At 55.5% G+C, this 21,550-nt stretch carries 17 protein-coding genes; 16 read left to right on the top strand and 1 reads right to left on the bottom strand.

From position 1 onward, the window contains the following. The first annotated feature begins 45 nt into the window (after window positions 1–45). From B5F80_RS01605 to B5F80_RS01565, 9 genes are all read left to right on the top strand, one after another. Window positions 46–1,191, top strand: a complete 1,146-nt coding sequence (locus B5F80_RS01605; RefSeq protein WP_087477070.1) for an aldo/keto reductase — start codon at window positions 46–48, stop codon at window positions 1,189–1,191. Window positions 1,192–1,243: 52 nt separating this feature from the next. Then, window positions 1,244–1,675 (top strand): C-GCAxxG-C-C family (seleno)protein, encoded by a 432-nt coding sequence (locus tag B5F80_RS01600; RefSeq protein ID WP_087477069.1) that lies wholly within the window; start codon window positions 1,244–1,246, stop codon window positions 1,673–1,675. Between the two features lie 381 nt (window positions 1,676–2,056). Then, window positions 2,057–3,694 carry a ShlB/FhaC/HecB family hemolysin secretion/activation protein gene (locus B5F80_RS01595; protein ID WP_087477068.1) on the top strand — a complete coding sequence of 546 codons (1,638 nt, stop codon included), beginning with the start codon at window positions 2,057–2,059 and terminating at the stop codon, window positions 3,692–3,694. A 47-nt stretch (window positions 3,695–3,741) separates the two neighbouring features. Further along, complete coding sequence (locus B5F80_RS01590; protein ID WP_087477067.1) at window positions 3,742–11,733, top strand: filamentous hemagglutinin N-terminal domain-containing protein; 7,992 nt, start codon at window positions 3,742–3,744, stop codon at window positions 11,731–11,733. A 320-nt stretch (window positions 11,734–12,053) separates the two neighbouring features. Then, window positions 12,054–13,166 (top strand): MBL fold metallo-hydrolase, encoded by a 1,113-nt coding sequence (locus tag B5F80_RS01585; RefSeq protein WP_087477066.1) that lies wholly within the window; start codon window positions 12,054–12,056, stop codon window positions 13,164–13,166. Window positions 13,167–13,295: 129 nt separating this feature from the next. After that, complete coding sequence (gene lepB / locus B5F80_RS01580; RefSeq protein WP_087477065.1) at window positions 13,296–13,856, top strand: signal peptidase I; 561 nt, start codon at window positions 13,296–13,298, stop codon at window positions 13,854–13,856. Between the two features lie 155 nt (window positions 13,857–14,011). After that, entirely contained in the window at window positions 14,012–14,506 is a 495-nt protein-coding gene (locus B5F80_RS01575) for a QueT transporter family protein (protein WP_087477064.1), read from the top strand. Beyond that, entirely contained in the window at window positions 14,503–14,997 is a 495-nt protein-coding gene (gene queF, locus B5F80_RS01570; RefSeq protein ID WP_087477063.1) for a preQ(1) synthase, read from the top strand. Before B5F80_RS01575 ends, queF begins: the two co-directional genes overlap by 4 nt. Before the next feature lie 85 nt (window positions 14,998–15,082). Further along, the gene (locus tag B5F80_RS01565; RefSeq protein WP_087477062.1) at window positions 15,083–15,469 is read left to right on the top strand and encodes a hypothetical protein; all 387 of its coding nucleotides are present in this window, start codon (window positions 15,083–15,085) and stop codon (window positions 15,467–15,469) included. A gap of 99 nt (window positions 15,470–15,568) precedes the next feature. Here the strand turns inward: B5F80_RS01565 and B5F80_RS01560 are convergent, their stop codons facing one another. Then, a complete protein-coding gene (locus tag B5F80_RS01560; protein WP_087477061.1) occupies window positions 15,569–16,675 on the bottom strand; it encodes an acyltransferase in 1,107 nt (368 codons plus the stop codon). Between the two features lie 97 nt (window positions 16,676–16,772). Here B5F80_RS01560 and B5F80_RS01555 point away from each other — a divergent pair, with 97 nt between their 5' ends. From B5F80_RS01555 to B5F80_RS01525, 7 genes are read left to right on the top strand one after another with little or no spacing between them, the layout of a single operon-like run. Further along, complete coding sequence (locus tag B5F80_RS01555) at window positions 16,773–17,294, top strand: ECF transporter S component (RefSeq protein ID WP_087477060.1); 522 nt, start codon at window positions 16,773–16,775, stop codon at window positions 17,292–17,294. Between the two features lie 28 nt (window positions 17,295–17,322). Then, complete coding sequence (locus B5F80_RS01550; RefSeq protein ID WP_087477059.1) at window positions 17,323–17,721, top strand: DUF3592 domain-containing protein; 399 nt, start codon at window positions 17,323–17,325, stop codon at window positions 17,719–17,721. Window positions 17,722–17,748: 27 nt separating this feature from the next. Further along, the gene (gene folE / locus B5F80_RS01545) at window positions 17,749–18,381 is read left to right on the top strand and encodes a GTP cyclohydrolase I (RefSeq protein ID WP_087477058.1); all 633 of its coding nucleotides are present in this window, start codon (window positions 17,749–17,751) and stop codon (window positions 18,379–18,381) included. Further along, window positions 18,369–18,731: a dihydroneopterin aldolase gene (folB, locus tag B5F80_RS01540; RefSeq protein WP_087477057.1), complete on the top strand. Its 363-nt coding sequence runs from the start codon at window positions 18,369–18,371 to the stop codon at window positions 18,729–18,731. Before folE ends, folB begins: the two co-directional genes overlap by 13 nt. Then, complete coding sequence (folK, locus tag B5F80_RS01535; RefSeq protein ID WP_087477056.1) at window positions 18,724–19,203, top strand: 2-amino-4-hydroxy-6-hydroxymethyldihydropteridine diphosphokinase; 480 nt, start codon at window positions 18,724–18,726, stop codon at window positions 19,201–19,203. The genes folB and folK overlap by 8 nt, the downstream gene beginning before the upstream one ends. A gap of 16 nt (window positions 19,204–19,219) precedes the next feature. Continuing rightward, window positions 19,220–19,885: a response regulator transcription factor gene (locus B5F80_RS01530; protein ID WP_087477055.1), complete on the top strand. Its 666-nt coding sequence runs from the start codon at window positions 19,220–19,222 to the stop codon at window positions 19,883–19,885. Next, on the top strand, window positions 19,882–21,426 hold the full coding sequence (locus tag B5F80_RS01525; RefSeq protein WP_087477054.1) for a HAMP domain-containing sensor histidine kinase: 1,545 nt from the start codon (window positions 19,882–19,884) through the stop codon (window positions 21,424–21,426). Before B5F80_RS01530 ends, B5F80_RS01525 begins: the two co-directional genes overlap by 4 nt. Window positions 21,427–21,550: the final 124 nt, after the last annotated feature.

Genomic DNA, 21,550 nt, shown 5'->3' with positions numbered 1-21,550 from the left:
GTGCTATGCTTACAGCAGAGAACGTGATATGTCAGGAGGTATAGTATGAAATACAGAGTATTGGGACGGACAGGCCTTTCCGTCGGCGAAATCGGCTTTGGCTGCGAAGGCATGGTAGAGCACCCCGAATGGACGGAAGCGTTTATCGACGTCATGGAAGCCCATGGGGCAAACTGCATCGATTTGTACGCGCCCCATCCGGATTTTCGCGATGCCTTGGGCAAGGCGCTGCAGGGACGGCGGGATACATTCGTCTTGCAGGCTCATTTGTGCACCATTTGGAAGGACGGGCAGTATAAGCGCACCCGCGATATCGAAGACGTGAAGGCCGGCTTTGAAGACCAGCTGAAACGGCTGCGGACCGATCATCTGGAAATCGGCATGGTTCACTACGTCGATTCTTTGTCGGACTGGCAGCAAATACAAGACGGCGACATCATGAAATATGCCTTGGAGCTGAAGAAAGGCGGCGTCATCGGCAGCATCGGCATGTCGAGCCACAACCCTGAGGCGGCGTTGTCGGCTGTCGAAAGCGGCCTCGTCGACGTGCTCATGTTCAGCGTCAATCCCTGTTACGATTTGCAGCCCGGCAACGAAAACCTTGAGCTCCTGTGGGCTCCTGAAAGCTACGCAAAGCCCCTGCTCAACATGGACCCCCAGCGGCAGCGGCTGTATGAAACGTGCCAGCGGCTGGGCGTAGGCATTACGGTCATGAAGGCCTTCGGCGGCGGCGACCTGCTGAACGGCGATATTTCGCCGGCAGGGAAGGCTTTGACGCCTTTCCAATGCATGAGCTATGCCTTGGACCGGCCGGCCGTAGCGTCTATTATGAACGGCGCGCGGACTGTAGAGGAAATGAAACAGAACCTGGCCTATGAAGACGCCTCTGACGAAGAAAAGGACTACGCTGCGGCGCTGGCGTCCTTTCCGAATATCAGCTGGAAGGGCCATTGCATGTACTGCAGCCACTGCGCGCCCTGTCCGCAGGGAATAGACGTGGCGGCGGTGACGAAATTCCTCAACCTGTGCAAGGCTCAGGGCGATATTCCTGAAACGGTGCGGGAACACTACGCCGTATTGCCTCATACGGCATCGGAATGCATTCAGTGCGGCGCCTGCGAAACGCGCTGCCCCTTTTCCGTCGACATACGGCGGAATATGGCCGACGCGGCGGCCATGTTTGGCAAGTAATGTCTCTTCATGGTATAATGAATCTTGATTATATCATAGGAGGGGTTATGAATTGGAAAGTGTATACAAGCTTGCCGAACAATATCATTTAGAAGGAAATAACTGCGTCGAATCGGTCGTCAAGGCCTGCAACGACAGCATGAATCTGAATCTTCCCGACGTAGCCATCCGCATGGCCTGCGGCTTGGGCGGCGGCATCGGCCGTTCGGGCTGCGTCTGCGGCGCATTGAGCGGCTCCTGTCTGATTATCAGCGCCCTGGTTGGCCGTCTCGACCCGTCGGAAAAGGAATTGCCGGAAGTATATCAATATACCCACGAATTCCACGACCGTTTCAAGGCTCATTTCGGCACGACCTGCTGCCGGGCCCTGAACCGCTTGAGCTTCGGCACGCCGGAATACCGCAAGCAGTGCATTAACATCACGGCGACGGCTGCCGATATGGTGTCGGACTTCATCGAAGAAAAAGGCCTGCTGAAAAAATAAACGGCATGATCTGTATTGCTGCATAAAGGAGCGAAATCCTGTTGGGTTTTGCTCTTTTTTTGTTGTGCAGGAGACAAAGGCTATAGATCATTTTCATTATTTACATAGAAAAGCTATTGGCAAACAGGGGAAAATAATATATGATAAAATGTATATAAAAATAGTAAAAAATAATAATATACAATGATAGAATAATATATAATTATAAGTAATACAGTGGTTTGTCGCTGGGGAATGATGAAAGTATTATTTTTTTTGCACCAATATTAGATAATAAAAATCTAGAATAATATATACTTATATATATATAAATTGTTTTATTTAATAGCCGCTGCGAGTATATGCGCAGCGGTGGGTTCAGCTCATAGAAAGGGATGCTTTATGACAAAAATCATGTATGCAACGATGATGTTTAGCCTGGCTTTGGCTTGTCCGGCGTTGGCCCAGTCGCCTATACCGACGTTTGATAAAGAAGCCGTGACGGTTCATCCGTACAATCGGACGGGCCGGCAGGATGTCATAGTCGACGAGGCGACGTCTGAGGCCTATTTGCCCGGCAATACGGGGACGGATAGGGAACCGGCTTTTTTTGTCCGCCAGATTACTTTGACGGGATTTCCTCTTCCCGACGAACAAGGAAGGCTGAAAGAGATAGTGAACGCTTACAGCGGCCGCAGCGTCAAGGTATCGGAGCTGAAAGAGCTGACCGATGCCATTACGAAGTATGCTAAGAGCAGCGGCTACACCGTAGCCCAGGCTGTCGTACCGCCGCAGGAAATCGCCGGCGGGCAGCTGGAAATCAAGGTTTACGTCGCAGCGTATGATGAAGTGCGCATTACGCAGAACACGTCAGACGTGGCCGACTCGGTCCTGCAGGGGTATCTGTACAGGCTGAAACAGGGGGAAGTCATGACCGACAGGGAATTGGAGCTGGCGATGAATAATCTCAACGACCTGCCCGGCGTGACAGCCCGCGCCGTCCTCCGTCCCGGCAGGGAAGAGGGAACGACGTCTGTCGACGTGGAGGTCGAGCGGCGGCCCGTGTGGAATAACTACGTCTTTACCGACAATGGCGGCGGCTATTACTCCGGCCGGTACCGCTACGGCTTTCATACGGAAATCAACAATCCCGGCGGTGACGGCGACAAGGTGACCTTGAGCGGCATGATGTCCAGTCACGACGTCAAGAATTACAGTGTCCGCTACGAAACGCCGGCAGGCCGCGGCGGCACGCGTCTCGGCGCGGCGTTCAGCCAGAGCGAATACGAGCTTCATACGAACAGCCTGTATACTTCCCTGGGAAGATCGCGGGGCATCAGCCTCTATGGCATGACGCCCTTGTACCGGGACCGCATGAACCGCTTGACGGCTATGTACGGCTACGACCGCCGGGATATGGAAGACAGCTACCGCTTCCGGGCTGCGTCCTGGCCGGAGCTCAAGGTCGGCAAGCGGGCCGACGTCTGGCATGCCGGGCTCAGCGGCAGCCAATACTATCCGAACGAGTTTACCCAATACGACCTGATCTATTGGTACGGCGACATGGATACGGACGGCAGCGCATACTATGACGGTGCGTACCATAAATTGACGGGAAGCCTGCTGAAAATATGGTATGACGGCCTGTGGAATTATCGCGTCCGCTTTCAGGGGCAGTTGGCAAACCGGGCGCTGGATGGCAGCGAGCAGTTTTACCTCGGCGGCATGAACGGCGTCCGGGCCTACGGAAACAACGACGGCTACGGCGACGCCGGCTGGCTGGGCAGCGTGGAAATCCGCCGGCAGACAGGCGTCGAAGGTCTGGAAGCGGCGGCCTTTATCGATGAAGGCTACGGCAATAACAAGGCGGCGGGATACAGCGAGCATCTGTCCGGCTGGGGCCTGGGCCTGCGCTACAGCAAGCCCAATGACTGGTACGTACAGCTCGATTGGGCTCGTAAGATCGACGGCCGCCGCGACTGGTCGGAGCCGACAGACCACGACGACCGCTGGTGGTTCCAGGTCTACAAGATGTTTTAGTTTATTTTTTTTGTTTCAGATACGCTGTATGGTGGAGGAAGTACCATATGAATACTTATACGAAATATTATTACTTAAAGCGCCGCATAGTCCTGTGCCTGTTGGCCGGCGCGACGGCGCTGTACGCGGTGCCCGAAGCCTATGGAGCGGCGGCTGTCGTGCCTAATAACGAGCTGCCTGCCGGCGGGGCGTCTGTCTTGGGCGGCCATACGGGATTAAATCAGAATGCCGGCACGGCGACGAATCCGGTCATGAATATCCGTCAGAATGGGAAAACCGGCGTCATTACCTGGGACAGCTTCAACATCGGGGCCAACGCCGTCGTCAACTTCTCAGCCGACGCGGCGAATTTCAATACGCTGAACTACGTCAAGGGCAGTATAGAGGCGTCGCAGATTTACGGTACGATCAACGCTGCCGGCGGCAATATCTACGTCGTCAATCCGTCTGGCGTGCAAATCGGCCCGAGCGCCCAGATCAATGCCGACGGCCTGCATGTGTCGGCTGCCAGTCTGACAGATGAGATGCTGAGCCGTATACAGGCCGATACGAATATGGAAGAGTTCATGAACGCCGCCCAGGACTGCTGTACCGACGCCGGGCTCATGAGCCTCGGCAACATCAACGCCGGCAGCGTCTCCTTTGAAAGCAACGGGCGCATCGTCATCGATACGGAACGGGTGCGCAGCGAAGACAATAAAAAGAACGAAGGTTTCGTCGTCAGGGCCAGCGACGCCAGCCGCGTGCTTTTAGGCTACGACGCCTACGATGAGGCAAATCACACCTATGCAGGCAAGGACAAGACCTTTGCAAATGTCCAGGTAAACGGCGAAGTACAAGGTGTCAGCGGCTACATGTGGGTGGAAGACGCCAGGCAGCTTCAGGCGATGGACACCAATCTCGGCGGAAGATATGCCCTGCGCAACAGCATTGACGCTACGGGGACGGCGGCCTGGCACGACGATGACGGCGATACGGTACGCGAGGGCTTTAAGCCTGTCGGCGTCGGCGCAGATGGAAAGGTATCCGTCAGCACTGCAGACGGCGCGGCCAAATACGGCTTCTACGGCGCCTTCGACGGCCTGGATTACAACATTTTCGGCTTGACGATCAACCGGGGCGATACGGATAACGTCGGCTTGTTCGGCGTATCCCATGACGCCGATATCAGCCGCGTTACCTTAGTCGGCGGCAGCATTACGGGCCGTCATTTCGTCGGCAGCGTCGCCGGTGCAGCCGTAGGCAACACGCATATCCGCTATGGAACGAACAGCGCAGCCGTTACGGGCCATAGCGACGTCGGCGGCATCGTCGGCTACAGCGGCGGCACCGTGAAGAATGCCGGTGAAGCAAACCGCTCGGCAGACGTCAAGACCGACGCGGCGTTTGACCATCTCGTCAACATGGGGACTATCATCAGCAAGGGCAGCCCAGACGGCAGCGGCAGTAACGTCAGCAATGCCGGCGGCTTGATCGGCTATTTGTACCACGGCGATATCAAAGGGACGAGCTATAATATCGGCGACGTATCCGGCGAAGGGTACAACGTCGGCGGCTTAGTCGGCCATGCTGTCTTTTCTGAGATCGGCAATGACCATGCCGCAGATGGCCGTGTCTACAACGGACTGGACGTGACCGGGGCCTATAATGTCGGCGGCATCGTGGGGAATATGGAAGGTACGACGGTACAGCATGCAGAAAACCATGGCGATGTACATGCAGAAGGCTATGCGACAGAAGACTATACATATCATTCCTATAATTCCCCATCTAAGGGAAAAACAGTAGCAGTGCAGGCTGCAAATGTCGGCGGCATCGCCGGAACCAGCAGTACCTATGACGGCGATGGGATACCGCAGGACAGCCGGCTTCGTCAGGTCCTGAATGATGGAAATATCAGCAGTCATATCCAAGAGGGTCAGGATTTCTTCACTGCCGGAAATGTCGGCGGCATTGTTGGCAAAGCGGTGAATACGGATATTACCGCTGTGAGAAACCGGGAAAATGCCGTCCGCGGCGCTCATAACGTCGGCGGCGTTGCTGGGTACTTCGGCAGCAGTTCAGCCAGCGGGACGTATACCATTGCGTCTGGATTGAATGACGGCGGCGATATCATGGCGACGGGGGCGCGCAATGCAGCTGGGTTTGTCACTGAATTGGTGCGCGATAATACCTCGGAGGGTACAGAAACAACTATTATCGGCAATATGGGAGGCATAGCCGGGTATTTGAACGGCGGCAATGTATATGTGACCCAAAGTGCCAATAGCGGCTCGGTTCATTCGCTGCCGATTGCTTCGAAGGAGGCTGTCAGTAAGGCCAGTAAAGCCGGCAATACCGGCGGCATTATCGGCAAACTGAATCGGGACAGTACCAAACAACTGGATGACATAAAGAGCGATACGGCAGCGGCAGCTGTCAGCGAAAGCTATAACAGTGGGAATATCCGCGGCTTTATAAACATCGGCGGCGTTGTCGGCATGATGTTTAACGGTGAAGTTGCTGATTCTTATAACTTAGGCACCGTCAATATGACAAGAACAGCTAGCCCTGATGATAATTTGCCTGCTGCTAATATAGGCGGTATTGTTGGCGATACGACGGAGAGCGGTAGTGCAGCCAAGGCTCTGTTGTATAATGTATATAACAAAGGAGAAATCGGCGATAAGACCTATACCTATTATGCCCGCCACGTCGGCGGCGTTGTTGGCCGCCTAAACGGCATAGTAGATACATCGTATAATGCTGGCGATATATATAACGGATATAACGTAGTCGGCGGCATTACTGGATTTTTTTTTGGTGGGAAAATTCGGAATTCCTTTAATACGGGTAATGTAACTGTAGTGAACAATGATTCTACCGGCAATCTTAGCGGTACCAGCTCGGTTGGCGGCATAGCTGGAGCGGGTTCTCGCAGCCCCTCTATTGAAAGAGTCATAGAGAGTGCATATAATTTGGGCACGATTCGCAGTTATCAGGGAAAGAATCGTACGATAGGCAATAATTCTGTTGGCGGTATTATCGGTCGCGGTCCCGCCACGTTGACCAATGTATATACGACAGGAAATTTATATGCTGCTGACGCTGATGGCAATTCCACTACAATAGGATTAGGAAGTTTGTATGGCATAGGAACTGCTAATGATAAGGATAAGGCAACTGTAACTAATGGATATTACATTGCGCCGCAGGATACATCCGTATTTACCGATCTGAATGATAAGCAGGGTACCAGAATTGCGTATACAGATCGGCAATCGAAGGATTTCTATAAAAACTTAAACTTTTCGACAGACTGGCGCATCTACGAGGGTCAGACCACGCCGATTCTAAATGCCTTTATGCCGAAGTCGGCGGAGTATTTCGGCGATACGGCGGCTCATCCCGATGGGATACACGGAATAGACGAGGCACAATACGGTACAGCCTACGATCCCCTGCTGACCATCGTCAGGGCTAAGCAGGACGTAACGTTTAACTGGAGTGAGTTAGGTCTGTCTGGAGAAGGACGGCTGGCCGTATACGGCGGCGGCCTGACCTTAAATGGCGTTGATACGGCGGCTGATGCGGCATGTTACGGCGGCTTGCTGTACAGCGACGGTGCGCTGACGCTGAATGCCAAGGACGGGGCCGGCTTGGGGCTGGGTACTGGCGCGGCCTTGTACGGCTCATCTGTTTCTCTACATGCTGACGGAACCGTTACGGTATATGGCGACGTGACGGCGACGGGCAATGGCGGCAAAGGCGATATTGCCATTACAGCCGGTGATGCGGACATATACGGTACGCTGACCTCGGCAACGGGTGGCGAGACCGTTGCGATTCCCGGCATCGCGGCAGAAAGCAATGCCCAGTGGAAGGCCGCAGGAGAAGGTGCTGTATCCGATCCGGGGCAGGATATGAATGCCATAGGGAATTGGTTTTCCTACACGACGGATCAACAGGCGGCAGAAAACGGTGATATTACGATTACAGCTGGTACGAAATCCGTCAATGGGCAGCCTGTATCTATCGGTCAGGGCCATGCTCATCTCTATTTCGGCAATAAGCAGGATGGCCTGATTACGACGCAGGGCAGCCTGACCGTAACGGGCCGGGGCGACGTATTCGTCGACAGCGACCTAGCTCTCGGCGGCGACCTGCTGCTGAAAAGTACAGGGCCTAATGGCGAAGTCGTCCTCGACATTACCCATATTGGCCAAGTACAGGCCCGGCAGGGAATGGTTCCGGATTCGGTCACAGGCCTTAGCCAGTTTATGAAGCATTTCAGCGATATCAATGGGCCGGCTATCGCCCTGAACGCCGCGTCAGGCGACGCGAAATTTGCCGTCGATTTATGGGACGAAACGGCCAATGGAGGGGCTGGCGGCTATACCTTCAAGAAATTTGGCAACCAATTGGAGTTAAAAGATACATTTAATCGCATGAACGCTTTAGTAAACGGACAATCGATTGCCTCGCAAGAAGGAGTTCATACCAATTCGTTTATGTACCTTTGGGTACGCAATGCGGAGCAGCTGCAAGGCATTCAGGACTATTATGAAAATGGCCGCAGCGGCAATGAAAGCGATACGGATGCGCTCAACTACAACTACGCCCTGAAAGGGGATATCAATGCCAGCAACCTGAAGGGCTATACGGCAATCGGAACGGACAGCGACGGCTACATGGGCATCTTCGACGGCCGGGGCCATGCCGTCATCGGTCTGGACGCGGCGAAGGGAGATGACGGCAACAGGCAGTCGTTGGAACACGCCGGCGTATTCTCCCAAGTCGGCCAATCCGGCACGGTGAAAAACGTCCATATTTACAGCAGTACCTTTGACGGCAGCCAGACAGCCGGGGCTGTAGCTGGCGTAAATAAAGGTACGATTGCGCAGGTCCGTACGTTCGGCAATACTGTCAGCTCCCAGGGCAGCGCCGGAGGCGTCGCCGGCATCAATACGAATGGCGAGGCTGATTTTAATGAAGCCGCCGGAACGGTCGGCCTCAAGCGGGGGATTTATGACGTAGAGTCTGTCGGCAGCGTCATCGCCAAGGGCGGCAGGGCTGTCGCCGGTGGTATTGCCGGTACGAATGAAGCTGATGGCGTCGTCGATTTCAGCTACAGCAACAGCGCTGTCGCCACAGACGGTACGGCGGCGAACGGCGGATTGGGTGGCGTCGTCGGCTATAATCAGGGCGGCGTGTACCGCATTGATTCCCTGGGCGTGACCAACGGCGGCGATTCCGGCAGCAGCCACGTCGGCGGCGCTGTCGGCATCAACGACGGGACGATGTATAACGCTTACAACGAAAGCGTCGTCAGCGGCAAGGACGCTGTCGGAGGTATTGTCGGTGTCAATCAAGGCGGGCAGATCGTATCCAATGTCGTCAACGCCGCCCATATTACGGGAACGGCAGACAGTCAATTCGTAGGCGGCCTCATCGGCGACAACAGCGGCATCGTAAAAAATGGCCGCAACAACGGCGAAATCATAGGAAATCAGTACATCGGCGGCTTAGTAGGGAAAAATGAGGCCGAAGCCAAGATGGAACGCATTGTCAACGACAGCTCGGCGGCCATTACGGGCGACAGCTATGTCGGCGGCATCGCCGGCAGCAACACCGGCGTGATTTCCGCAACCGGCGACGAGCACAGCGCCGACGGGCCGCTGCTGGTCAACCGCGGCAAGATCACCGGCCGCGAATATGTCGGCGGCGTAGCCGGAAGCAACGAAGACGGCGGCGTCATCGAAAATACCCGCATCGACGGCACGCTGGAAAATATCAAAAATACCGTCGAACTGCACGTCAAGCCGGGAAGCGGCGACGCCCGGTACTTCGGCGGCGTGGCCGGAATCAATCAACGTGGCGCGACCATTACCAACGCCATGACTGAGGCCGAGGTGTACGCTGACGGCGCGACGTACGTCGGCGGAATTGTCGGCTTGAATGAGGGCGCACTGGCCGGAGAGGTCGGCAATGTCAGCAACGTCATAGGCAGTGATTTCGTCGGCGGCGTAGCCGGGGAAAATCAGGCGGACTTCAACGGCCTTACGGCGTCCAATACGGGCGAAGTGAAGGCGACGAAGGGCGGAGCCGGCGGCCTCTTCGGCCAAAACGGCGGCGCTATGACGGATTCCAGCTTGATCAATAGCGGCACCGTCGTAGGGACGACGGGTGCGGTGGGCGGCCTTATCGGCACCCATACTGGTACGGTTTCCCGCTCCCAGGCAGTGAATACCGCTGGGGCCCAGGTCGCAGGCCAGCATACTGTCGGCGGACTTATTGGCGACAACCAGGGGTCGATTTCCGGCGGCCGCGACGACAAAGGCGGCTATTACAAGTATCAGGTCTACAACAACGGCGTCGTCAGTGTCGGCACGTGGACGGATGCCGATGGGGATAAACTCGTTGACGCAGGCGAAATCCATACGGGCGCTGCCGGAGAAAATATCGGCGGCCTCGTCGGGATGAACCGCGGCGTCATAACGGCAGCCTACAATACCGGCGCTGTCGATGCGGCAGGAAGCGTCAATGTCGGCGGCATTGCCGGCAGCAACAGCGGCACGGGCAAGATCAATCAGGTATTCAGCCATATTATGACGGCTGACGGTACAAATGAAGCGGTACAAGGTAAGACGAATGTCGGCGGTATCGTCGGGGCGAATAGCGGCACCGTGTCGAACGCTTACAGCGCAGGCGAGGCAAGGGGAGATGGAGCAGTCGGTGCTGTGGCCGGCGACAATACGGGTACCTTGGCTAATGTCTACGGCACAGGGACGCTCGTCGGAGCGGGAACGGCCGCCGGAAATGGCTACGACCTGTCGGATCCTTCGTTCCAGCAGACGAAGAAATCCTCCTATGGCGGCTATGATTTTGCCTATACCTGGCGGATCTACGACGGCATCAGCACGCCCCTCCTGAAGGTATTCCTGACGACCTTGACCATGAAGGACAAGGCTGTCATGGACGGCAAGGCCATATCTATTGACGAATACCTTGGCCTGACCTATACTGGCCGGGAGCAGGATTTGGACATTCAGGATCTTATCGCCAAGGGCTTCCTTACCGGCCCCGACGGCATGGATGCGCCCTTTGCGGCTTACGACCATACGACGGCTTCCACTGCCGCCAATGGAAACGGCAGCCTGCTGTACAATACGAAGGGACAGGTCGATGCCAGGGACTACACGGAATGGCTGGCTTCGGCTCAAATCAGCCGCGGCCATGGCGAATCCTTTGCTCCCAATAACTTAGGCTATGATGTCGCCTGGGCGTCGGACAGCGGCAAGATTTCTGTAGACAAGGCGACGCTGGACGTGGCCCTCGATGATATTTACCGTATATACGGAAACAGTCAGATGCATGGAGGCGGAGCCGGCGGCCGCATCGTGCCGGACTACCAGGATTTCCTTCACCTTACGGCGACGAACGGCAAGGGGAGAACCTTGGACGTGCAGGGCTTTGACGACGATATGCGGCGTATTCGGGACCGTCTTGCCGTCGCCGACGGCGCGGCAGATGGTATCGGCAGCCTGCGGCAGACGAACGACACCGGCAGCTACGATTGGAGCGTCACCTTCGACGCTTCGGTTCTAGGCAATTACAAACTGAAGGATGCGTCGTCCCTGACCGTAACGGCGATAGGCAAATCGCACGTCGCGCCGGCAGCTCTCACGATCCGCGCCGATGACCTGACCATTCCTGTCGGTATGCCGGCACTGTATACCGGCAGCGTATCACCCTTTGTCAACGGCGACGTCTTCGGCCCTGTCGTCTTCGGCTTGTCTGCCAGCGATACCTCTAAGGAATATCGGCCGGGGTGGTACGCCGGCGTCATCGGCTTCCAATACGGCGGCGCCTTCTACGGCCAAGGATCGGACTTGGCCGGCCTCTTCGTCGGCAACTACGACATCCGCCTGGAACCGGGCGATCTTACCGTCACCGACCGCATCGTGCCCGATATCTACGACGCGCCCTTCGGCCGAAAGGAGGACTTCCGCGAACGAAAAGCGGAAATCCGCTTCGTCGACGGCGGCATGGAACTCTAATGGTATATGGCAATACAACTGGACGCCTGCAATGCAGGCGTCTGTTTTTTCAGAAACTTCAGAGAACACGCTGACGTTGCAGAGAATGAGTCCCTTGCGGCGTCAGCGTGTGTTGTTTTTATTTTAGTATGCTGCCGGATTGTAGTGTACGACGGCAATTTCCGGTATGATGCTGTCGGCAACATAGGTTATGAATTTCGAGAAGCGTTCCTTGTGTTGTTTCGTCAAAATTGTATGTGCAGTGAAAAGTGAAACAGCTTGACTTAAACTTCACTCTAACGAGTATAATGAAATAAAAACGCAGAAATGGAGTATAGACGATGAACAGACGACAGTTTTTGAAAGCTATGGGAATCGGCGCAGCCGGCCTGGCCCTCGGCGGTACGTATTATGTAAACCGGCCGGAATTCGGCCGCCTGCCGACGGGGATGCGGCGGGAGCGCATCTTGGCCTCGCCTCATTATTACGACGGGCAGTTTCAGAATTTGGAGCCTATCGACCAGACTGTCAAAGGGGGAGAAGCCAAGGCCATGGCCGAGTTTCTCTTCGGCAGCTCCGAAGGATTAAAGCCGAAAGGACGGATGATTTCCCAGAAAACGGACCTGTATTCCCTGCCTCTCGACGAGGACTGTGTCGTCTGGATGGGCCACTCGTCGCTGTACCTGCACCTCGGCGGCTATCGCATTCTCGTCGACCCGGTGTTCAGCAGCTATGCTTCGCCGGCTTTTTTCATCAACCGGGCCTTCGACGGCAGCAATATCTATGCAGCTGCCGACATTCCTCCTGTAGACGTGCTGGTTCTTTCCCACGACCATTGGGATCATCTCGATTATCCCAGCATCATGGCGTTGAAGGACAAGGCGAAACACATCGTCTGTCCCTTGGGCGTCGGCGAGTATTTTGAGCAGTGGGGATTCGACATGGCCCGCGTCCACGAGGAAGACTGGTATACGGCTGTTCCCCTGGCCGATGCTCTCGCGGTGCACGTCCTGCCGAGCCAGCACTTTTCCGGCCGTCTGCTCAAGCGCAATCAGACACAGTGGGCCGGCTTTGCCTTCGTCACGCCGGGTCGGCGCGTCTATGTCAGCGGCGATGGCGGCTATGGAAGCCATTTCCGTCGTATCGGCGAAACCTTGGGGCCCTTTGATCTGGCCGTCATGGAAAACGGACAGTACAACGAACGCTGGGCCCGCATCCATCTCATGCCGGAGGAAGCGGCCCAGGCAGCCGTCGATGTCGGCGCGAAGGCTGTTCTGTCAATGCACAACGGCAAATTCGCCCTGAGCCGTCATCCTTGGGCTGAGCCGTACCAGCGCCTGTCGGCTGCCAGCATAGGAAAACCGTACCGGCTTCTCACGCCCAAAATCGGCGAAGCCGTCCGCATCGGCGACGACAGGCAGACCTTTTCGGCGTGGTGGGAGCAGATGGCGTGAGCGGTGCGCGGCGTTGAAGATGAAAAGGAATCATCCCTGGTCGGCCCGGCGTGGAAATGTATGCCGTCTCATCTTGCTTTTGCTGCCTCCCTTTGTTACAATAAATGCAGTGCATAAGGAGGGTTTGCTGTGAATACAATTTTGCATGAAGTATATGAGTGGGTATATTCCATTATCATAGCGTTGGCCATCGCGATGGTCATTCACATTTTCTTTTTCCAGCCGACACGCGTGTCCGGCGAATCGATGGTGCCGACGCTTCATAACGGCGAATACCTCATTGTGTCCAAGCTGGGGCACGTCATGGGCGATGTGCCGGATTACGGCGATATCGTCATCATCGACAGCCGCGTGCTGTACGAGCGGACCTGGAAAGACGATGTGACGGAGCCTATGAACAATTACCTGGCCTTTTTCAATCATGACTTGCAGACAAAAAACGTCTGGGTCAAGCGGGTCATCGGCCGGCCCGGCGATACGCTGGCCTTCCGCGACGGCAAGGTATGGCGCAACGGCGAGCCCTTGGACGAGCCGTATATCAACGAGCCCATGAATTACAGCCGCAAGGACGAAATCAAGATTCCCGAAGGCTATGTATTCTGCATGGGGGACAACCGCAACCACAGCAGCGACAGCCGCTTTATCGGCCCCGTTCCTGTGGATCACGTATTGGGCAAGGTAATTTGGTAGTACCATAATTTCACAAGACAGTTCGCAATCCATCCTGTCGGTAAACAAAACTAGGAAGCTGTACATGACATGAATTTTTATGTATGTATGCCGACGGGTTTGCCTTTGGACAAGCCCGTTTTTTAATTGTAATGAAATGAAGGGAGGCGGCGCTGATGTATAATTTCCTAGCAAATACGAAACGCATGACTATTTCTAGTATGGTCATTGCCTTGTATGTCGTCCTGCTGTATGTGACGCAGGGCGTTTCCTTTGGTCCCTATCAAATCCGAATCGCCACAGCCTTGTATGCATTGGCTTTCGTGTACCCCTTCCTGGTCGTGCCTATGGGGATTGCAAACTTTGCCGCTAATTTCTTGTTTGGCGGCCTGGGACTGCTGGATATGGCCGGCGGCTGTTTGGTCGGCTGGCTGACGACGTGGCTCATCGTGCAGGTCCGCCTGCGGGACTGGAATGTCTGGCTTGCGGCTCTGCCGATCTGGTGGGTTCCGTCGCTGGGCGTCAGCCTGTGGCTGTCCTACTTATTTGGCCTTCCCTACGGCATGCTCGTCGCGTCGTTGTCGGCAGGACAATTTCTGCCGGCTCTCTGCGGCGTATTTCTCATCCACGCCTTGACCAAGGCATATCATGTTAATAAGGAGCATATATGAACAGAACAAGTGAAGAATTAAGCCAGCTGGCTTCATTGGGGAGTCAGCATACGACGTATCATCAGGATTATGACCCGGGACTGCTGGAAACCTTTGACAACAAGCATCCCGGCCGGGATTATTTTGTCAAATTCAATTGCCCGGAATTTACCAGCCTGTGCCCCAAGACAGGCCAGCCTGACTACGCGACAATTTATATTTCCTATGTGCCGGACCAAAAGATGGTCGAAAGCAAGTCGCTGAAGCTGTACCTGTTCAGCTTCCGCAACCACGGCGATTTCCATGAAGACTGCGTCAATATCATCATGGACGACTTGATCGCCCTCATGAACCCGAAATACATCGAGGTGTGGGGCAAGTTTCTGCCCCGCGGCGGCATCAGCATCGATCCGTACTGCAATTACGGCCGCAAAGGCACGCCGTGGGAGCAGGTAGCCTGGCAGCGCCTGTCTCAGCATGATTTGTATCCGGAAAAGGTAGATAATCGCTAAAGCTGCCAGGCCGCGTCTTCTTTTTTTTCGCCGTTCATGGTATAATTATTTTATTAGTAACTGCAGTAAAGGATGGTGCATACAGGTGAAAACAAAAAAAATCGTACTGGCTCTGGCTATGACCTTGGCAATTTCAGCGACGGCATTCGCAGCGAAAGATAATATGTGGCAATACAATAAATACACGACGATCGATATGGATTCGGCAAAGATTTCCTACGACATGGGCCGTGAAGTATTGACCTTTGAAACGATCGAAGTCGCCGGCGATACGACGGACTACTGCACGTACGTCTACAACGTAGACGACCAGACGATCCAGCTCAAGGAAATGGTTACCAAGACGAAGAAGAGCAAATACAAGAGCAGCTTCTATCCCGAAGATATCAAAGACGGCAACAGCGTCATCAAAGCGCGGGCCCGTATGGCCAACGACGTATTGGAAAAGGTACGTCAGGAACGCCGGAAATAATTCGGCTCTCCTTCTTACATACGCATAAAAACTCCCCGTCACGGAATGCAGGCGCATTCGCGGCGGGGAGTTTTGTTTTTTGCTGTGTTTAGGACAGGTTTATTTGCCTTTCAGGCACACCGACAGCCAGCGGGGCAGGGGAAGGTTCATGACGACGGCGGAGTAGGCCGCGGCCAGGCCGGCTACGATGAGATAGATGGCGAGGATGTGGACGGCCCGCAGGTACAGGTGGAAATGGGCTGCCAGGCCGGTGCAGGCGCTGAGGAAGACGGGATGGACCAGGTAAATGGGATAGGAGTAGTTTCCCAGCATGGATAAGAGGCGGTGCATGACTGGTGGAACGGAATGGCATTCGAGCCAGTACAGGAAGAAGACGATCGTCGTGACCGTATAGACCATGCCGACAGGGCTGAGCTGATGGACCGTAAAGACGGCGGACAGGACGTCGTAATGGAGGTAATCCATGACGCCGTAGTAGGCGGCCAGCATGCCTGCCGTAGCGGCCAGCTGAAGGACGTTGATGAAGACGCCGCGGCGGCTGATCCAGTCGACGGCCTGTTGGAAATGTTCGGCCATAAAGGCGCCGAACATGAAGATGAACAGGTAATGGAAGACGACGTAGTTCAGCCGGTATACGAAGGCGTCGTGCAGGAACGGCGAGTCCGTCGGCGCCGTCCAGATATAGCTGGAATAAAAATTGAAGATGACGTTGGCCGCAAACAGCAGCGTAAACGAAGCGAGAGGCGCCTTTTCCATCTGGCGGAGCAGGCCGCGCCAAAGCGGCATGAGAAGGTAAAACCACAGCAGGATGACGAGAAAATAGATATGATACATAGCCAGGCCGTACCACAGGGTCTTCACGAAGGTCAGCGGCTGAAACAGGTTGAAATTGTGACTGAGAACGGATACGTACACCATATAAAACAGGGACCAGGCGATATAAGGGACAAAGACTGTCCGCAGGCGGCGGCGCAGGTAGTCTTTGTAGGAAAAGGGCTGGTTCAGGGGCTGGCTGCAGAACATGCCGAAGGCCGACAGGAAGAAGAAGGCCGGTACGGAAAACCGCGACAGGATTTCCAATACGGCGACGAGCCACAGATTAGGCGTCGGATTGGCAATGGCTACGGAGCCGACGTGAATGCCGATGACGCCGAGCATGCACAGGCCGCGCATATAATTGATGGAATGAATAAATCGCTTTGACATTAGGCACCTCGAAAGATACAATAAGATGTGTGTAGTATGGTATAATAAAAAGACGTATTTATTATATCAAATTTTGACGCATTAAGCAGGTATCAGTATGAATCAATCTATGACGAAACGCATCACCCGGACGGGCCTGCTGCTGGCGGCGACGCTGATCTTGCAGGGGCTGCGCCTGTTTATTCCTATCCCTCCGCAGGTCAGCATGTTTGTCATCGGCTCTCTGGTCAACGCTTGCCTGGTGCTGGCAGTGTGGAGCGTCGGGCGGAAATCCGGCCTGGTCGTGGCCTGTGTGACGCCTGTCTTTGCCTGGCTGGAAGGGATGCTGCCCTTTTTGCCCTTCATATTTCCCGTCGCGGCCGGAAACTGCGCCTTTGTCTTCGCCGTCGATGGGCTGCGGCGGTTTCGCGCGGCCGGTTTAGCTGGCGCGGCGCTGTGCAAGGCCGCCGTCGTGTACGGCTCTTTTTATGTCTTGTTCAGCTATGTGGAATTTCCCGCTGCCGTACGGCACATGATACTGCTGGTCATGAGCTGGCCTCAAATCGTGACGGCCGCAGCCGGCGGCGTGTTAGCCTATGTCATTGCCAAGCGCCTGCCCCGTCTGGAGGGGCCGCGCTGATACCTGTCGTTTTAGGAGGAACGCATTCATGAGCATATTTTATTACCTGCCGGCTCTCATCGGCATAGTGTTTATCATCGTCGGGACCTATCACGGCTGGAAGCTCCGCCGCCTTGTCGGCCGCTGCAAGGCCGCCGCTACGGGGACGCTGCTGGGCTTTGAGCAGCAGAAATCGAAGAGCGGCGACCGGTATTTCCCCGTCGTCGAGTTCAGCGACGGCGAACAGACCTATCGGGCCCGGTATGGCTTCGGCTCGCCCGAATGGGATATCGTCGCCGGCGACGAAGTGGATTTGCGCTACAACCCGGATAATCCGGAAGAAATTTATTTGTATCACAAGCAGAGCCTGCGGCAGCAGTATGCCAGCCCGTTTTTCGTGATTGTCGGGGGGCTGATTTTTATTTTCGCCTACTACTATCTTTTGTAATAGATGAGGACGGAAAAGGAGGAGATTATGACGACAACGACATCATCCTATCCGGTCAATCCTGAAGCCGTGCAGGCTATGAAACAATTTTTGGAAGCCTTGGGACTGGATTTGACGGCCTTGGGCATGGAAAAGACGCCGTACCGCGTCGCCGAGGCCTTCGGCCAGTTTTTTTCCGGCCTGAAGGAAAATCCGGACGACGAGTGGGCCGCTCCGATTATATCGCAGACGAACGGCTTGGTAGCCGTCCGCAACATCCGCTTCCAGTCCATGTGCGAGCACCATCTCCTGCCGTTCTTCGGGACGGCCCATATTGCGTATTATCCCCAGGATGGGCGCATTGCCGGCTTCGGCCATTTTGCCCGTGCCGTCGGCGTCCTGGCCCGCCGCCCGCAGCTGCAGGAACGGCTGACCGAGGATTTATGCCAATCGCTGTGCCGGGGGCTCCAGCCGAAAGGCGTGCTCGTCGTCGTCAAGGCGACCCATCTGTGCCTGACGATGCGCGAGGGCATGGCTGCCGACGCCGACATCGTCACGGCGGCGACCAGCGGCTGCCTTCAAGCCGGTACGAAGGAATACGACCAGGCCTGGAAGCTTCTCATGGGCGATGCCGGAGCCGGTACTATACTGATGAAAGAGGAAGAATCATGGACACCATAACCATAAAGGGAATGCATTTTTACGGCTATCACGGCTGTCTGCCGGAAGAACAGCGGACGGGACAGCCTTTTCACGTCGACGTCGTGTTGCACGCCGATTTGTCAAAGGCCGGGGCCAGCGATGAGTTGAACGATACGATTGACTACAGCAAGGTGTATCAGCTCGTACAGTCTATCGTAGAAGGCCGGACGTACCGACTCATTGAGCGGCTGGCTGCGGTCATTGCCGACGAGGTGCTGGCCGGCTTTCCCGTCGACGCCGTGTGCGTTGCCGTACACAAGCCGCAGGCCCCTATTGGTGGCCCCTTTGACGACGTGGCGGTGACGGTGGAAAGGAGACGCCATGGCTAGATTTTATATCAGTGTCGGCGCCAATCTGGGCGACAGGGAGCAGAGCCTGCGCAAGGCCATCGACTGCTTGCGCCGGACGGAGGGCGTAGATGTTGCGGCGGTGTCGCCATGGTATGAAACGCCGCCATGGGGGAAAACGGATCAGCCGCCCTTTCTCAACGGTGCGGCGGCCGTCGATACAGACATGAGCGGGCAAGATCTGCTGGATATTTGCTTATCCATCGAGAAAGAGCTGGGCCGGGTGCGCCATGAAAAATGGGGAGCCCGGGTCATCGACATCGATCTCGTGTACAGCCCGGACGAGAGGAGCTGTACGGAGACGCTGAAGCTGCCCCATCCCTATATGCTGGAACGGGCCTTTGTCCTCGTGCCGCTGCGGGATATTGCTCCGGATTTGATGCTGGAAGGAAAGTCCATTGACCAGTGGATAGACGGCCTGCCTGACGCCGGGCAGGTCAAGCCATACATATAAAAAGGGGGAGAGCGTAGTGGAAAAAATATTGATTGCCGACGACGAGCAGCTCATGCGCCAGCTCGTCGTAGATTTTCTCCAGCCCGAGGGCTACGAGCTCATCGAAGCGGCCGACGGCAAGGAAGCGCTGGAGCTGTATCAGAAGGAGCATCCCGACTTGGTCCTTCTCGACGTCATGATGCCGGGCTACGACGGCTGGACTGTATGCCGCGAAATCCGCCGCGAATCGGCCGTGCCCATCATGATGCTCACGGCCAAGGGCGAGGAAATCGACCAGCTCTTCGCCTACGATTTGGGCGTCGACGAATATATTACTAAGCCCTTCAGCCCGAAAATCCTGGTGGCAAAGATTAAGGCCCTCCTGCGCCGCGTTCAGAAGGAGCAGGAAGTGCAGAAGATTGAGGACGGCGTGTCTATTGACCAGGACGCGCGCCAGGTCGTCCTCGACGGCAAGAACATCGATTTGAGCCCGACGGAATACAAGCTGCTGACCTATCTGGTCAGCAACGCCGGCAAGGCGCTGAGCCGCCGTCAGATTCTCAACAAGGTGTGGAATTACGATTATTACGGCGATTTGCGCACTGTCGACACGCACATCAACCGCCTGCGCATTAAGCTGGGCGATAAGGGCAAATACATTCAAACCGTCCGCGGCTACGGATACCGCTATGATGCCAAATGACGCGCCTGTCCCTGCGGGTACAGTCGGGCATGTACGTCCTCAGTTTTACCCTGTTTTTTATCCTGACCCTTATCGGAGCGATCGGTTTCGGGTTTAACCATTATTTTTACGAAAGCAAAAAAGACGCCATGATGGAGGCAAGCCGCGAAATCGGCCGCATTTACGCCGAGCAGGGCCGGAATGGAGAAGAAGCCATCGATATGGTCAGTCAAAATATCGGCGTAGACGTGCTCATCGTCGACGACAGCCAGCTCGTATATTCGTCGCGGCCGAGCCGCCGCGTCTGGGTCAGCCCGCCGAAGATGGATGAAAACGACGTCGTAGTCGTCGTCGGCAAGGAAACAGAAGCGCAAAAGCACGACGCCAACACTCAGATGCCGCAGCATATACGGGAGCTGACGGATTTACTGCACGGCCGGGAGCCCGACGCGGCGACGATCGGCAAGGTTCGTTTTTATGAGCGCGATAATAATTTCCGTTATTTCGATCTCGTGACCCGTATGGACGACGGCGCGTACCTGCTGATGATCTGCCCGCTGGCGCCTATGCAGGAGAGCATTTACCTCGTCCAGAAGTTCATCGTCACCTGCGGCATCATCTGGCTTATCATTGCCGCCGTCGGCACGGTGCTCCTGACCAACAAGATGACCCGGCCCCTATTGGAGCTCAAGAGCTTGTCGGCGGCTATGACACATCTGGATTTTACCAAGAAATGGCAGGGGAAGCGGACTGATGAAATCGGCGAGCTGGGCACGAGTCTCAATATCCTGTCGGATCAGCTGAACGAAGCCCTGACGGCACTGAAGCAGTCGAACGAAGAGCTGCAGAAGCAGCTCGACAAGGCCAAGGAAGTCGAACACATGCGCCAGTCCTTTATCTTCGCCGTATCTCATGAATTGAAGACGCCTCTGGCGATCATTCAGGGCTATGCCGAAGGGCTGGACAGCCTGCACATTGACGAGGCGACGCGGCAGAAGTACTGTCATGTCATCCAAAGCGAGACGGTTAAGATGGACAACCTCGTCAAGAGCCTTCTGAACCTGTCGCGGCTGGAAACGGGATCTTTCAAATTAGAGAAGACGGCCTTTGATTTCGCCGCCCTGACGGACGAGGCGAAGGAGCGCTTCGCCAACGCCATTCACAAGAAGGGCATCCATATGGAATGGCACGTGCCCGATGAGATGACGGTGTACGGCGATCCGGAGCAAATCGACATCGTTCTCAGCAATTTCCTGAGCAACGCCATCGATTACACGCCTGACGGCGGCAGGATTGCCGTCGGCTGTAAAGAGCAGGAAACGAATTACGTCGTAAGCGTGTATAACCAGGGGATTCAAATTCCCGAAGAGTACCAGCCCCGCATTTGGGAGCCCTTTTACAAGGTCGATACGGCGCGAAGCCGCAACGTCCGGCGGACCTTCGGCGGTCACGGCCTGGGGCTGGGCATCGTCGCCGCCCTGGTCAAGCTTCACGGCCAGCAGTACGGCGTGCGCAACGAAGCGGACGGCGTGACCTTCTGGTTTACCATTCAAAAAGGATAAAAAACTGCAACGAGCCCGGCTGCGTCTTTGCGGCCGGGTTGTCGTATATATTGCCGCGGAGGCGGAAAAGGCGGCCTGTCGTGTATTTATCTGGATGCCGTTCTATGATACAATACTAATAACT

This window comes from Megasphaera sp. An286 (assembly GCF_002163455.1).
GTDB classification, from domain to species: Bacteria; Bacillota; Negativicutes; order Veillonellales; family Megasphaeraceae; genus Megasphaera; species Megasphaera stantonii.
The sequence above is the reverse complement of the archived record's forward strand: the minus strand, read 5'-3'. Positions and strand labels throughout refer to the sequence as shown.